Origin of the sequence: Citrobacter sp. A316 (assembly GCF_002042945.1) — a bacterium.
Lineage (GTDB): Bacteria > Pseudomonadota > Gammaproteobacteria > Enterobacterales > Enterobacteriaceae > Citrobacter > Citrobacter portucalensis.
Map to the genome: position 1 here is coordinate 67,270 of NZ_MVFZ01000005.1, position 14,012 is coordinate 81,281.

Genomic DNA, 14,012 nt, shown 5'->3' on the forward strand with positions numbered 1-14,012 from the left:
GATAATCCTGTAATGACTAATTTATTCCATGATAATGACCGATGACCAAAAAAGTCAATTTAATGACCGATGCTGATACTATTGCCAGTACCGTGAATGAAGCCGTATCTCAGCGGATTAAGCAGTATCGTAAGCAAAAGAAAATATCACTCGATGAGCTGTCCCGCCGGGCAGGCGTCAGCAAAGGGGCGCTGGTTGATATTGAGGGATGCCGGGCGAATCCCAGCATTGCCTTGTTGTGCCGCCTGGCTGCCGCGATGGGCGTTTCGGTGGCTGACTTTGTGGATGTCAGTTCAAAACCGACCGTGCATCTCATTGCTGAAGATGAGATCCCAGAATTGTGGGAGGGGGAAAAAGGCGGGAGAGCAAGGTTGCTCGCGGGATCGGGTGGTCCTGATATGACAGAGCTCTGGATGTGGGAAATGCAGCCTGGGGAAAAGTTTGCTTCGCCCGGTCACCCGCAAGGGACGCTTGAGTTATTTTATGTTCAGATGGGCACGCTTACACTGGGCGTACAGGATCATCCGTATCTGGTGAAGACCGGTTGTTCGGCAACGGCCAGAACGGATGTTCCTCATTTCTATGAAAACAGGGGGGAAGGCCCATTGGTTTTTATCATGACAGTACATGAAAAAGCATCCTGAGTATGGCCCGATATAGAAACCAGACCTCGCCAGTAAGGCTTGCCTCATCACGAGTAAGTCGAGAAGGGTCAGTGATTAATCAGCACCTGATTTTTATCAAAGACAAGTTTACTGTCACAAGACAAATTGTCTTTACCCCCCTCTTTATTACTATTCAGGTGTCAATTTGTCGTTCACGGATCAATCAGATTTTGATGACAACTTTCCCGAAATGCTGGCTTCCCTTCAGGGTTTGATAAGCCAGTTCGGCTTCATCAAAGGTAAATACCTGGTCAATATAAGGTTTAATGCCGGAGTGAACGACTTTTTCCAGTGTCGATACCGGCCCAACGTAGATGCCCTGCAGCGAAATGCGCTTTTCCAGAATGCCGATGTCAATCGTGCCATTGTACCCTGAGAGCACGCCAATCAACGAAATGCGACCGCCAAAACGCGTGGCCCTGGTCGTTAAATTCAGCGTAGCGGGCCCGGTCACGTCAACCGCAAGGTCGACCCCTTGACCGTTGGTCAGCTTCAGCACTTCGTCTGCCCATTCTGGGGTCTTTTTATAGTTGATTGTTTCATCGGCACCAAGCTCGCGAGCGCGGGCCAGCTTTTCATCGGAGCTGGAGGTGATGATGACCCGACAACCCGCTAATTTTGCCATTTGCAGAGCAAAGATGGAGACGCCACCGGTCCCCTGGAGCAGAACCGTACTGCCCGGTGCTAATGTGCCGTGCTCAAACAGCGCAGACCAGGCGGTAACCGCAGCACAAGGGAGGGTAGCCGCCTCTTCAAAAGAGAGACTATCAGGGATGCGGCAAATGCTGGTGGAGGAGACAATAAAACGCTCGGTTAAGACGCCATCAATGCCAGAGCCGCCCAGAGAGGAGGCTTTCTTCGCTTCTGAATAGCTGCCCTCTACCCAGTCAGGCATAAAACCAATGACGACACGGTCGCCCACCTGATAATCCGTAACACCTTCACCCACCTCCACAATCACACCGGCTCCGTCAGAGACGGGAACGCTATCTTTGGCATACTCGGTAACGATCAGGTCACGGTAGTTTAAGGAAACAGCCTTTATGGCAATGGCAACTTGCCCGGCACCTGGCGCGCTGGCTGTGATGGTTTCAAGTTTTAAGGCAGGATTGGAAAGACCGGTTAATTTATAGCATTTCATATATTGACCTTAATTAATTTGATATTCACGAAAAGAGGGGGGAGGGCGTGTTAAAAGTTCTCAAGAACAATTTTTCCGATCATCCTACCTGTTTCTATTTTTTTATGAGCCCTGCGCAAATTTTCTGCGGTAATATGACCATAATTATCTCCTTGCGTAGTCTGAATAACACCGTTATCCACTAATTCAGCAACTCGCTTAAGTAATAAATGCTGGTTGATCATATCTTTTGTTTCGAACATTGAGCGGGCAAACATTGCTTCCCAATGCAGTGAAATACATTTTCCTTTCAGCGGTACCGCATCAATAAATTTAGGGTCATCGACAATGCCTAGTTTTCCCTGTGCAGCGATGATTTTTATATATTCGTGATAATGATCGTCGGTATTTGTCAAACTTGCCACATGGGTGACTTCGTTAATGCCGATGCGGGCCAGTTCTTCATCGAGTGGTTTACTGTGATCGATGACCTCATGCGCCCCGACGCTTTTTACCCATTCCTGACTTTCTGGCCGGGAGGCGGTGCCGATAACGGTCATTTTGGTTAATTGCCGTGCCAGCTGTGTTAGCACGGACCCCACACCGCCAGCCGCGCCGACAATCAGCAGTGTATCGCCAGTGTTGCCACCTTCTTCAATGGCAAGACGATCAAACAGCAACTCCCATGCGGTGATACTGGTTAACGGCATGGCTGCGGCTGAAGCGCGGCTAAGTGATGTGGGTTTATGCGCTACGATGCGCTCATCGACCAGTTGATATTCACAATTGCTGCCCGGACGCGTTAACGCTCCTGCATACCAGACTTCATCACCTGTTTTAAACAGCGTCACGTTTTCACCGACAGATTTAACAATACCGACCGCATCCCAGCCCAGTACGCGAGGCGTATTGGTATTATGCCACGCACGAACCTTAACATCGGCAGGATTAACCGCAACGGCTTTCACTTCAATTAAAAGATCGCGCCCGGTAGCAATCGGAACAGGTATATCAATCTCAAGGAGATAATCAAGATTATCGCTCTGCTCACCTGAGTGTGTAATAGCTATTGCTTTCATAAATCCTCTTGATTGATTTCATAAATTAATACGTAAACCATTAAAGACATTAAATTAATATTCGATAAGTGGTGGCTGTAATTATTTTATAAGTATAGTCATGATTATTTTAAAATTACTCGTTCCATAACGAAGTAAATCTATTATACTGCCAGGTATTAACCTATCAAGTACGCACAATTTTGAGACTAAGTTACATGAATGATACCGATGAATTTTCAGATAAGAAAATGTCCCGGCAGCACAACACCCAACGCACTGGATGTTCTGTTGAAGTCACACTTGGGGTTATTGGCGGGCTGTGGAAACCGATAATTCTTTTTCATTTGCTTGATGGAAAACAGCGCTTTAACCAATTGTGTAAGCTTATTGATACTGCCACTCGCCGCATGATTACGCTACAGCTACGCGAACTGGAAGCCGATGGCATCATCAGCCGTACCGTGTACGCTGAAGTGCCTCCGAGAGTGGAGTATGAACTCACCCCACTGGGTGTCTCGTTGAAACCGGTTTTACTTGCGATGCGCGACTGGGGGGACAATTTTCAATGCGAACGAGCCTTACCTAAATGATGCTATCCTGGTGGATGGCGCTGCAATTTTGATTTTATACTGGCCTACTTATCGACGAAAACCGAATAGTGACGGTCAGCTTTTGGCACACAGCACACGTAATTTAAAATACAGTACAGCAACCAATGGTGCCACCGATAGTGGCCATCTAAAAATGGCGTGTACGCTTAAGCGTCTGCGGAGTAGTTCGCTTATTTTGCATAGAAAAAACGTCTCATGATGGGGCGCTGACAACCACTGCTGACTGTCAGCGCAAACCGGAGATGAGCAGAAAAAGAGTCGTGTCTGGATCGTTAAATCAGAGCGTCATCATCATTTCATGCCAGACCATTCCACCGTGCTCTGATTCTGACGGTTTTATATACTGGTAACCGAAATGAGCGTACAGATCGACGTGGTGATCTTTGCACATCAGGTGTATGGTTTTTTTGTTCATTGCCTTCATATGTCCCACGAATTCACGCATGAGTAACGACGAGTATCCTTTTCCCTGGTAGTCCGGGTGAAGAACGACAGACATGATCACAGCATTTGGCGCATCCGGATCGTGTCCTACCAGTTCTTTAAACTCTTCATCAGACATGACGACTTCCCATGCACAGCCTGCATTGATGAACCCTACAACGTCGCCGTCCAACTCCATGCACATGAAACCTTCCGGATAGCGGTTAATACGGGTGGCAATTTTCTCGCGCGTTGCTGCTTCATCCCCTTCGTAGGACGTGATTTCAATATTATAGCAACGGTCAACATCAGCTGCGGTGGCCAGACGGAATGCAGGGGTAGACATGGTTTTGCCTCTTCAGAATCATTTTGTTGGAAATATACTATCTTTTTTTCATCCTGCTTTCGCTGCATTTTATGCAACACTAAAATGTACAGTTTTCATTTATTGTTGAGTTAAATATTACCCGGGAAAGAAGAACCATGATGTCAACGTTGCGCAAGATCGATCTGAATTTATTGCTTATATTCGATTCGCTTTATCGGCATGGAAGCGTGACGGAGGCTGCCAACGAACTGGCACTAAGCCCATCCGCACTGAGTCATGCGCTCAATCGCTTACGAGCATCACTCGACGATCCCTTATTCGTGCGCACCGGTGGAAGCATGGTACCCACGTCAAAAGCCGAAAGCATTGCGGCCAGTATTTCTGTTGCGTTGGGTAGTCTTTCGTCCTGCCTGTATGAGCCAGAACACTTTGAGCCGGAAAAAAGCCGGGAGAGTTTTACCTTTGCCGCCACGGACTACACAGCCGCCGTTATCCTGCCAGGCTTAATTGCCAGGGTGAACAGTCTTGCGCCGGGTATTACCATTAAGATTATCTACTCACGCGATTTTAACGCCGACGAAGATTTGCTCTCAGGCAAAGTTGATTATGCCCTTGGCTTTGAAGAAGAGCAGAAAGCCCCACGGCGCGGCATTGAATCCATCATTTGCTTTACTGATGATTACGTGGTTGCTGTGCGTCGCGGTCACCCTGATATTCAAGACACTCTCACCCATGAGTGTTATCTGAGCGCCGGACATGTTGTGGTGCGTCCATGGCTGGAATCACGGGGTGTTATCGATCGTTATCTGGAAAGTCAGCAGGTACGTCGCCGGGTCGTTGTTGAATTGCCAAGCCTGATGATTGCCCCGATCATCGTTTCAAATACTGATCTGGTTATCACACTTCCCAAGCGGGGTATCTCATCAGTTTTTGATATGAAAAATCTGGTGGTGTTCGCTCCCCCGTTTCCGACGCCACAGTATGTTCTAAAAGCCTATTACAGCCCGGCACTCAGTACTTCGCCTGCGCATTTATGGATGAGGGAGCAAATTTTGCAGGTTTGCGATCCGCAAAACCTGGTTATGTCAGACAACTCAACGAAAGGCCAGGAAAAACGCTAGACCATGAATCATCCGCAGAGCGGTTCAATAAGTGTGTTGCGTCCATCGGTTGAACTCACAGCACTAAGCAGTCGTAAGAAAGGGAGCACTGCTTCTCATGTAATGTTACGCATTCCTACGTGCTGGAATCACTTAAATAATTACACAGTAACTTCCATAAGTAATGCGCCGCCGGTGTAAAACGATGATCAGAACTGCGCAATACATGCCACTGACACTCTCTGGCAATATGATGATCAATCGGTATTGCCACCAATTCCCCAGGATAAGAATTAGCATTAGCGGTTTGTTCAGTCATAAAAGCAATCCCTAGTCCCGCACTGCACAGGGCTATTGCGCTGGTAAACAAATTACAGCAGTAGGATGGCCTGAACATAATTGCTTCATCACGAAACATCGCGGTGAGATATCGCTGAAGTCCAAAATTTTCATGCATAGCGATCAGGCGATGCTGGGAAAGCTCCTGAAGGGTTACCTTCTTTAAGCCAGAAATAGCGTGATCTTTCCTGACAATTGCACAAATGGCTCCCCGATTATAGCTATATCGTTTAAGTGCTGGTTGTCCAACGGGACCAAATCCAACGGCCATATCCACTTCACCTCTTGCAATGAGCTCCATCGATGTTTCCATGTTGCCAGAGGTGATATCGACAAACACATTCGGGTAGATTTGGGCAAAATCACTCACGACGTGGGTAATGATTTCCTGGACCATCCCTTGTCCAACGCGCAGCGTAACGGTCCCTCCACGCATATGGCGCATATCGCTGAGTTGCCGCTCAAGTTCATTGCGTTTTTGTTGAGTAATGGCGTAATCATCAGCCAGTAATCTTCCTGCCTCGGTGAGGACAACGTTACGTCCTCTTTTTTCCAGCAATGGCAGCTGTATCGTTCTTTCCAGAAGAGAGATTTGGCGACTGACAACAGAAGGGTTAAAGCCAAGGATGTCGGCGGCTCTGCGGATCCCACCGTACAATCCGACCATATATAAATAACGGATCGCTTTTTCTGGATAGGTGCTCAATGTCATGTTTTTGCCATTATTGTTGACCTGAAGGCAACAATATTAGCATAGGTGCCTGATTCTTTTTCAATCGCAATTCGTTACATACTAACCGTAAATACCTATACGGAGAGTGTGGCAATGAAGAGCGTTGTTAATTACTTACAGAAACATATTGACCAGATCAGGGAAGATATCAGTGATTTGGTACTGGCTGAGTCTCCTTCTACGGATAAAGCTGCTGTTGACCACTGTGGTGATGTTTTAAAGGCTATTTTCGAAAAGCGTCTGGGCATTAAGGCAGAAACAGAAAACCAGGCACACTATGGTAATCAGTTAAAATTTATGCTGGGAAAAGAGGGGCCACAAACCACAATTTTGGGGCATTTCGATACGGTATGGGATAAAGGGATACTCTCACTTCGCGAAGAAGAGGGTAAATGGTATGGCCCGGGGATCCTCGATATGAAAGCCGGGATGGTTCAGTCGATCTGGGCGGTTCGTGCGCTAAAAGAGCTCGGGCTGCTCAACAATAAACGCATTGTTTTCCTGTGCAATAGTGATGAAGAACTCGGAAGCCCAAGTTCGAAGGAATGGATTACCCGTAATGCGATAGGATCTGAGCAGGTATTGGTTGTTGAACCCGCAACAACTCACGGTGACTTAAAAATCGCCCGTAAAGGAACTGGTCGCTACCGGATTGCTATCACAGGGCTTGCTGCTCATGCAGGTAATAATCCAGGTGAGGGGGTTAGTGCTATTGAGGAAATGGCTTTTCAGATCCTCAAATTGCGAGAGTTGAATGATCCTGAACGCGGCACCACCGTTAACGTTGGTATTGTACGGGGAGGAACTCGGGTCAATGTCGTCGCGGATCATGCCGAATTAGAAATTGATACCAGAGTTGAAAACCAGTCAGAAGCCGCACGGATCCATAATGCTATCACCCGTTTGACCCCTCATTTGTCGGGTAGCCAACTCAGGATTGAAGGGGGTCAAACTCGCCCACCGATGGAACGTTCTTCAGCTTCCGAACAGCTATTTGAAAAAGCGCAAAAAATTGCAGAAATACTGGGAATTACGATTTCCGCTAAATCGGCTGGAGGGGGTAGCGATGGAAACTTCACCGCGGCGTTAGGTATCCCTACATTAGATGGCCTTGGCGCGACAGGAGCCGGTATCCATGCGCTCTATGAGCATATATTACCCGAAAATATCATTACCAGAACCGCACTGGTTGCTGGAATGATGCTTAACGATATTAATTCAGATGAAAGGACATAATTTCATCTGAATACATTATACATACTCAACTAAATTATTATCCTCATATAACAACTGTGGTTATATGGATTATTAATATTTTGATGATTAAATAACGGAGCATATCCATGAGTGCTTTCATTATTGCGATACTTATTACTGTTATTGCAGCCTGGTTAATTATAAAAAATTACCAGCCGCAAACTATTCTGCTATTGGCTGGACTTTCTCTTCTGACAATTACAGCCATTTTTTACCCTGAAAAAAGTATATTATATGGAAATGCAAAATCCACGGGGTCTGTTTGGATTGATATATTTGCCTTTGTAAAAAGTTCATTATCAACGCAGGTGGCAGGGATAGGTTTGATTATTATGGCAGCTGGTGGTTTCGCCAGTTATATGGATCATATTAAAGCGTCAAAGGCGATGGTTGACGTCTGTATCCGGCCGCTGGAGGCTTTAAAAGCACCTTACCTGATCCTTGCCATCGGCTACATTTTTGCGCAATTGCTGCATGTTGCCATCTCCAGCGCTGCAGGCCTTGCAATGTTATTGCTGGTGACATTTTTCCCCGTTCTGGTTCGGCTTGGGGTCAGTAAGGCAGCTGCTGCGGCTATGATTGGCATGTGTGCCTTTATGGATCTTGGGCCAGCCGTTGGTACGGCGAATTTAGCTGCTGAATATGCTGGCATGGAAACAGCACTGTATTTTGCTCATTATCAGATGCCGGTAGCTGCGGCGGTGATGGTTGTCGTTGCTATATTAATTTATTTTACGGCGAAATATTTTGACAAAAAAGATGGTCATGTTGTTGTGTCGCAACATGCTGTGCAACCTGAAGTTGCTGAAAAAGATGAAACGCCAGCACCTAAGTTGTACGGATTATTGCCCATTTTTCCTGTCGTTCTGGTATTGGTGTTCAGTCCGTTGGTTATTGATACCATTAAAGTTGATGTCGTAACTGCAATGGTTATCGGAACTCTTGTTGCCTTTATTTTTGAGTTATGTGTGAAACGAAACTTTAAAGAGTGCTGCAAGGGTGTGCAAGTCTTCTTTAAAGGCATGGGGAGTATGTTCACCAGTATTGTGTCATTACTGGTATGTGCCGAAATCTTCGCCCAGGGATTACAAAAAATTGGTGCAGTGGACTATTTACTTGATGCGACACATAACGCTGGCTTTGGCTTCACCAGCATGACAATTGTAATGGCATGTTTGGTCGGGGTAACGGCCGTTCTGACAGGATCGGGGGTTGCAGCCTTCTTTTCGTTTGCCGGTATGGCGCAGTCTATTGCAACAAAGTTTGGTATGAACGCCGTACATATGCTGCTGCCGATGCAACTGATGGCAGGGATGGGACGCGCCATGTCGCCTGTAGCCGGCATTATTATTGCCGTCAGTAAATCGGGTGAGTGCTCCCCATTTATGATCGTACGCAGAACGGTCATTCCGGCACTGGGTGGAATCATAACGATGTTAATCGCTAATACGATAATTTCCAGCATGTAATAGTAACTGAATACGGAAGATATTTATCTGGATGAACACTATGCTAAATGAAACTGTAGATAACTTGCTCTATATTCCCTACTCAGGTTCTGTTCTACTCGAATCTCCTCTTCTTAATAAAGGGAGTGGTTTTAGCGAAGAGGAGCGAGTGGTATTCAATCTGGAAGGACTGCTTCCCAACGCAGTTGAAACAATTGAGGAGCAATCTCATCGAGCATATCGCCAGTTTAGCGATTTTAAATCTGCTATTGCACGACATATTTACCTCAGGAATATTCAGGATACTAACGAAACGCTATTCTATTATCTGGTGAGCAAGCATTTAGTAGAAATGCTACCTATTATTTATACGCCAGTTGTTGGTCATGCGTGTGAACACTTTTCTGATATTTACCGCAGGGCCAGAGGTTTATTTATCGCTTGGCCAGATCGCCATAAAATCGATGATATATTGCACAATGCCACGAAACAGCATATTCGTGTTATCGTCGTCACCGATGGCGAACGAATCCTGGGACTTGGGGATCAAGGTATTGGCGGCATGGGGATCCCAATAGGGAAACTGTCTTTGTATACCGTCTGCGGCGGTATAAATCCGGCAAATACGTTGCCCATTCTGCTGGATGTTGGTACCAATAATTCTCAACTGCTAAATGATCCCCTTTACATGGGATGGCGTCACCCAAGAATTACCGGGGAAGAGTATTTTGAGTTTGTCGATATGTTCATTAACGCGGTTAAACGTCGATGGCCTGAGGTCCTACTTCAATTCGAGGATTTTGCACAGCAAACGGCACTTCCTCTTCTGGAGCGATACAGAGATGAGATGTGCTGTTTTAATGACGACATCCAGGGAACTGCTGCCGTTGCGCTAGGATGCCTAATGGCGGCAAGCTCAGCCTCCGGTCGTTCATTATGCGAGCAAACAGTGGTGTTTCTGGGGGCAGGATCGGCTGGTTGTGGTATTGCTGAACACATTGTTCAGCAGATGATCGCTGAAGGCTTGTCTGAAGTAGAAGCTCGCGCCAGAATTTTTATGGTGGATCGGTTTGGATTGTTGACTGATGACCAGGCAAACCTTCCACCTTTTCAGCAACAGCTGTCGCAGCCGCGAACGATCGTCGAAAGCTGGGGTGTGGAAAGCGAAAAAATGACGCTGATGGATGTTGTTTGCCATGCGCATCCGACGGTGTTGATAGGGGTTACCGGTCAACCAGGCTTGTTTAGCGAAGCTGTTATTAGGGAAATGTACCGCCACTGTAAGATCCCAATAATTATGCCGTTATCCAATCCAACTTCACGGGTCGAGGCGAGGCCGGAAGATATCATTGAATGGACAGAGGGAAACGCCATTGTTGCAACGGGAAGTCCATTTAATCCCGTAATATACAAAGGGAAGGAATATCCTATTACACAATGCAATAATGTTTATATCTTCCCTGGTATTGGGCTAGGGTGTCTGGCAAGCCGCGCCACACGAATTACGGAGAATATGTTAATAACGGCAAGCCGAACGTTAGCTTCTTTTTCGCCAATGAAAGTCAATAAAGATTCTTCATTATTACCGGATATTAATAATATTCAGGAAGTAACAAAAGCTATTGCCTTTAATGTTGGCATTGCAGCGCAATGCGATGGTGTAGCCATTCGTATACCTGAAGAATTATTACGAGCCAAAATTGACGAGATTTTTTGGCATCCGCAGTATCGTCAATACAGACGTACCTCATACTGACGTTAATCAGCAATACGGGAACCGGCCCCCTTCATAGAGGGGGGCTTCTGATAGCTCCCGGCGATTGTTATTTGTCGGGAGTTATCTTTATTTATCGAACCCGTTGTTATCCGAGATCAGAACACCGGCAAACCCAGTCCTTGCTTCACTTCTTTTAATGTCTGCTGTGTGACGTCGTGCGCCTGTTCGCTGCCTTTTTTAAGCATCGCCATCAGCATACCTTTATCCTGGATGTAGGTTGCGCGCCGCTCGCGCATCGGGGCGATGAGCTCTTGCAAGCATATTTCCAACTCGTTTTTGCATGTCCGGTCACCCAACCCACCGCGCTGATAATGCGCTTTCATCTCCGCAACTTTTGCTTTATCCGCATGAAAAGCGTCGAGGTAAGTGAATACCATATTGCCGTCTATTTGCCCTGGATCGGACACTTTTAAATGATTGGGGTCGGTGTACATTGCGCTGACCGCGCGGTGAATGGTTTCTTCGCTGGCTGACAGGAGCAATGTATTACCAAGCGATTTTGACATTTTGGCATTTCCGTCGATTCCTGGCAGGCGGCTGGTTTCACTCAGCAGCGCTTTGCAGTGCGATAAGACGGGGGCCGGTAACAGGCTATTCATCTTGTGCACGATTTCGTTAGTCTGTTCAATCATTGGCAACTGATCGTCGCCGACGGGAACGACTTCGGCTTTGAAGGCTGTAATATCTGCCGCCTGACTGATGGGATAAACCAGAAAGCCAACCGGTAATGAGCGGGCGAACCCTTTCTGCGCAATTTCGTTTTTAACCGTAGGATTACGCTCTACGCGAGCCACGGTAACGATGTTCATATAAAGCGCGGTTAACTCAGCGAGGGCAGGCAGTGCCGATTGCAGACAGATGGTGGTGAGTGACGGGTCTATTCCTGCGGCGAGATAGTCAGCCAGCACTTCGGGAATATTGTTGCGGATCTTTTGCGGTGTGCTGCCGTTATCGGTCAGCCCTTGCAGGTCAGCCACCAATATAAACTGCTGATAATCGTGTTGCAGCGTGGCGCGCTGGCGCAGTGAGCCCACATAATGGCCGAGATGCAACGGGCCGGTGGGACGATCGCCTGTGAGGATGATAGTTTTGTTGTTCATGTCAGACTCCTTAGTCATAAAACCGAAAGGGGTCTGTAAATGCAAATAACCGCCTTTCGGCGGTTATCTAAAAATGGGGAAAACACATTCTGACCGCCTTTAAGAAGGCAGCCACCACTGGTTGTGATTAAAAGCGGTGATATCGTTTTTTGTGTTCATCCAGTCAACATATCACCGCCTGGCGTAGAGGTAAAGCAATGCCTGAAGTGATGGGACATATCAGCTTGCTTCCAGCATGCCAAAGCTCACAATGCGCGAACGTCCCAACTCTTTAGCTCGGTACAGTGCGACATCTGCGGCGCGTAACAGGTTGTCGCTCTGGGCATGCTGCGGGTAACTGGCGACGCCAATAGAGACATCCACGTGTCCAATATCGGAAACGCCAAAGCGTAACGACAGTTCGCGCACGCCGTTGTAGATTTCCGTCGCAAAACGGTTAGCGGCCTGTTCATCCGTATTGGGCAGTAGTACCAGAAACTCTTCACCGCCGTAGCGGAAGGCCATACCGCTGTCGTGGACAACGCGCTGAATAGTCGCGGCGATACTCTTAATCACGCTATCGCCCGCCTCATGGCCAAAGCGGTCGTTAATATTTTTGAAATGATCGATATCGATCATCAGGCAACTGATCGGCTCTTTGTTACGCACTGCCTGGCTCATCTGGGTACGCAGTGTATCTTCAAGATGATGACGGTTGCGCAGTCCTGTTAGCGGGTCGTAGAGCGCTTTTTCCAGCAGGGCATCACGCAGACGCTGGTTGGCTAATGCGAGGCCGAGTGCTTCTGCCATCAGCTCCAGATACGCACGAGAGGGGGCGGAATCATCGCTAAGGTTCTGGAATGAGAGCAGGCCGATGGCTTCGCCTTGGGCAATTAGCGGGACGCACAGGGTATGCTGCTGGCATGACTCCGGCAGATGGTAGCAGGCAATATCGGGTTCACCTTGTACCGGAGGATGACTCTGGCCACGGCGCACTGCCCAGCATTCGTCCGGGTGGAACGCATCCGCTTTACCCTGCGGTGAGAGCCATTGTGCAACGCAGCGCATTTGCCAGGGTTCCCGGTCCAGTATGTAAAGCCGCCCGGCAATACCTGGGGCAATATTCGGTGCAAACAGTTCCGCCACATTGATGACATCGGCAAAACTCTCGCAGCCCTGCAGACGCTGTGTCATACGTGCCAGCAGATCGCGGATTGCCCAGTCGGCATCTCGCTCTTTCTCCAGTCTCTGACGCGCCAGGCCGTTCTCGCGAAATATTCGGATCGCCTGTGCCATATCGCCAATCTCATCGATCTGGTTAAAGCTGGGCGTCTCAACGGCATAATCCTGCGATGCGAGACGGTTTACGACATCGCTCAAACGCACGACGGGGCGCAGGACACGACGCTTTAAAATGAAACCGAGAACGAATAAAAACAGCAGCGCCGTCAGACCGACCATCACTTCAGAGGCCGTCCGTAGCATGCGGGATGACTGGGTTGCATCTTCAATCATGTTGCGTACGCGGCTATCGAGTAGCTGGCGAAAATGATCTATCCGGTCCTGGGCGCGCTCCAGTTCCTGTTCATAGGACTTCCCATAGAGCAGTGCAATAGCTTGCGGCTCTTCTGCGCGCGCGACGCTGGCAAACGCCGCAGCTTGTTCGTCCTGCAGGGCATCAACAATCTGCAGCCCTTCGTGCAATAGAGCCAGTTCTTCATCCGTTGCCCCAAGGTCTTTGAGCTTCGACAGACGATGCTCAACAGCTTTCCGCGTCGCTTCTTTCTGACGGTAGGCATTAAGCACCTCAGGATCTTTTGCAATAACGTAGTCGCGCGCCAGGTCGGACAGCGACCAGGCATCGAGTTCGACTTCTTCGGTAAGTTGATCGAACTGATAACGCTGCTCCACCACCTGGCGTTCTGTGTTATCGGCGCTGGATGCCATCAGCATGACAACGCCGGAGGCAATGGTCAGGCATACCGTCGCGCTATAGGCCCAGTTGGTGATTGTGGCTATTCGCACTGATTAGTTCCTTCTGCGACGATTAATGAATACGTATGATTGCAAT

At 48.0% G+C, this 14,012-nt stretch carries 12 protein-coding genes; 6 read left to right on the plus strand and 6 right to left on the minus strand.

Annotated features, from left to right (window positions below; all coding sequences use genetic code 11):
- Nucleotides 1-41: 41 nt before the first annotated feature.
- Complete coding sequence (locus BZK41_RS07845; protein WP_079937781.1) at nt 42-644, plus strand: helix-turn-helix domain-containing protein; 603 nt, start codon at nt 42-44, stop codon at nt 642-644.
- A gap of 184 nt (nt 645-828) precedes the next feature.
- Here BZK41_RS07845 and BZK41_RS07850 read toward each other — a convergent pair whose 3' ends face one another.
- Together BZK41_RS07850 and BZK41_RS07855 are read right to left on the minus strand one after the other, a co-directional pair.
- Nucleotides 829-1,806 (minus strand): NAD(P)-dependent alcohol dehydrogenase, encoded by a 978-nt coding sequence (locus tag BZK41_RS07850; RefSeq protein WP_079937782.1) that lies wholly within the window; start codon nt 1,804-1,806, stop codon nt 829-831.
- A 50-nt stretch (nt 1,807-1,856) separates the two neighbouring features.
- Nucleotides 1,857-2,864: a zinc-binding alcohol dehydrogenase family protein gene (locus BZK41_RS07855; protein WP_079937783.1), complete on the minus strand. Its 1,008-nt coding sequence runs from the start codon at nt 2,862-2,864 to the stop codon at nt 1,857-1,859.
- Between the two features lie 197 nt (nt 2,865-3,061).
- On the opposite strand from BZK41_RS07855, the gene BZK41_RS07860 reads away from it, so the two are divergent.
- Nucleotides 3,062-3,436 (plus strand): helix-turn-helix domain-containing protein, encoded by a 375-nt coding sequence (locus BZK41_RS07860; RefSeq protein WP_353424682.1) that lies wholly within the window; start codon nt 3,062-3,064, stop codon nt 3,434-3,436.
- 298 nt (nt 3,437-3,734) lie between these two features.
- Here BZK41_RS07860 and BZK41_RS07865 read toward each other — a convergent pair whose 3' ends face one another.
- The gene (locus tag BZK41_RS07865; protein ID WP_079937784.1) at nt 3,735-4,226 is read right to left on the minus strand and encodes a GNAT family N-acetyltransferase; all 492 of its coding nucleotides are present in this window, start codon (nt 4,224-4,226) and stop codon (nt 3,735-3,737) included.
- A 140-nt stretch (nt 4,227-4,366) separates the two neighbouring features.
- Between BZK41_RS07865 and BZK41_RS07870 the strand changes: the two genes are divergently transcribed.
- Nucleotides 4,367-5,329, plus strand: a complete 963-nt coding sequence (locus tag BZK41_RS07870) for a LysR family transcriptional regulator (RefSeq protein ID WP_253193751.1) — start codon at nt 4,367-4,369, stop codon at nt 5,327-5,329.
- A gap of 115 nt (nt 5,330-5,444) precedes the next feature.
- Here the strand turns inward: BZK41_RS07870 and BZK41_RS07875 are convergent, their stop codons facing one another.
- Entirely contained in the window at nt 5,445-6,359 is a 915-nt protein-coding gene (locus BZK41_RS07875; RefSeq protein WP_079937786.1) for a LysR family transcriptional regulator, read from the minus strand.
- 114 nt (nt 6,360-6,473) lie between these two features.
- Here BZK41_RS07875 and BZK41_RS07880 point away from each other — a divergent pair, with 114 nt between their 5' ends.
- From BZK41_RS07880 to BZK41_RS07890, 3 genes are all read left to right on the plus strand, one after another.
- The gene (locus BZK41_RS07880; RefSeq protein ID WP_079937787.1) at nt 6,474-7,616 is read left to right on the plus strand and encodes a M20 family metallopeptidase; all 1,143 of its coding nucleotides are present in this window, start codon (nt 6,474-6,476) and stop codon (nt 7,614-7,616) included.
- Nucleotides 7,617-7,723: 107 nt separating this feature from the next.
- Nucleotides 7,724-9,106 (plus strand): C4-dicarboxylate transporter DcuC, encoded by a 1,383-nt coding sequence (gene dcuC, locus BZK41_RS07885; protein ID WP_079937788.1) that lies wholly within the window; start codon nt 7,724-7,726, stop codon nt 9,104-9,106.
- 40 nt (nt 9,107-9,146) lie between these two features.
- On the plus strand, nt 9,147-10,841 hold the full coding sequence (locus BZK41_RS07890) for an NAD-dependent malic enzyme (protein WP_079937789.1): 1,695 nt from the start codon (nt 9,147-9,149) through the stop codon (nt 10,839-10,841).
- Between the two features lie 116 nt (nt 10,842-10,957).
- Here the strand turns inward: BZK41_RS07890 and trpS are convergent, their stop codons facing one another.
- Together trpS and BZK41_RS07900 are read right to left on the minus strand one after the other, a co-directional pair.
- On the minus strand, nt 10,958-11,962 hold the full coding sequence (gene trpS / locus BZK41_RS07895) for a tryptophan--tRNA ligase (RefSeq protein WP_079937790.1): 1,005 nt from the start codon (nt 11,960-11,962) through the stop codon (nt 10,958-10,960).
- A gap of 219 nt (nt 11,963-12,181) precedes the next feature.
- Nucleotides 12,182-13,966 carry a diguanylate cyclase gene (locus tag BZK41_RS07900; protein WP_079937791.1) on the minus strand — a complete coding sequence of 595 codons (1,785 nt, stop codon included), beginning with the start codon at nt 13,964-13,966 and terminating at the stop codon, nt 12,182-12,184.
- Nucleotides 13,967-14,012 lie beyond the last annotated feature (46 nt).

Coding starts and splice junctions, on each gene's coding strand:
- BZK41_RS07845 (WP_079937781.1), top strand. CDS start 42: ATGACCAAAAAAGTCAATTTAATGACCGATGCTGATACTATTGCCAGT.
- BZK41_RS07850 (WP_079937782.1), bottom strand. CDS start 1,806: ATGAAATGCTATAAATTAACCGGTCTTTCCAATCCTGCCTTAAAACTT.
- BZK41_RS07855 (WP_079937783.1), bottom strand. CDS start 2,864: ATGAAAGCAATAGCTATTACACACTCAGGTGAGCAGAGCGATAATCTT.
- BZK41_RS07860 (WP_353424682.1), top strand. CDS start 3,062: ATGAATGATACCGATGAATTTTCAGATAAGAAAATGTCCCGGCAGCAC.
- BZK41_RS07865 (WP_079937784.1), bottom strand. CDS start 4,226: ATGTCTACCCCTGCATTCCGTCTGGCCACCGCAGCTGATGTTGACCGT.
- BZK41_RS07870 (WP_253193751.1), top strand. CDS start 4,367: ATGTCAACGTTGCGCAAGATCGATCTGAATTTATTGCTTATATTCGAT.
- BZK41_RS07875 (WP_079937786.1), bottom strand. CDS start 6,359: ATGACATTGAGCACCTATCCAGAAAAAGCGATCCGTTATTTATATATG.
- BZK41_RS07880 (WP_079937787.1), top strand. CDS start 6,474: ATGAAGAGCGTTGTTAATTACTTACAGAAACATATTGACCAGATCAGG.
- dcuC (WP_079937788.1), top strand. CDS start 7,724: ATGAGTGCTTTCATTATTGCGATACTTATTACTGTTATTGCAGCCTGG.
- BZK41_RS07890 (WP_079937789.1), top strand. CDS start 9,147: ATGCTAAATGAAACTGTAGATAACTTGCTCTATATTCCCTACTCAGGT.
- trpS (WP_079937790.1), bottom strand. CDS start 11,962: ATGAACAACAAAACTATCATCCTCACAGGCGATCGTCCCACCGGCCCG.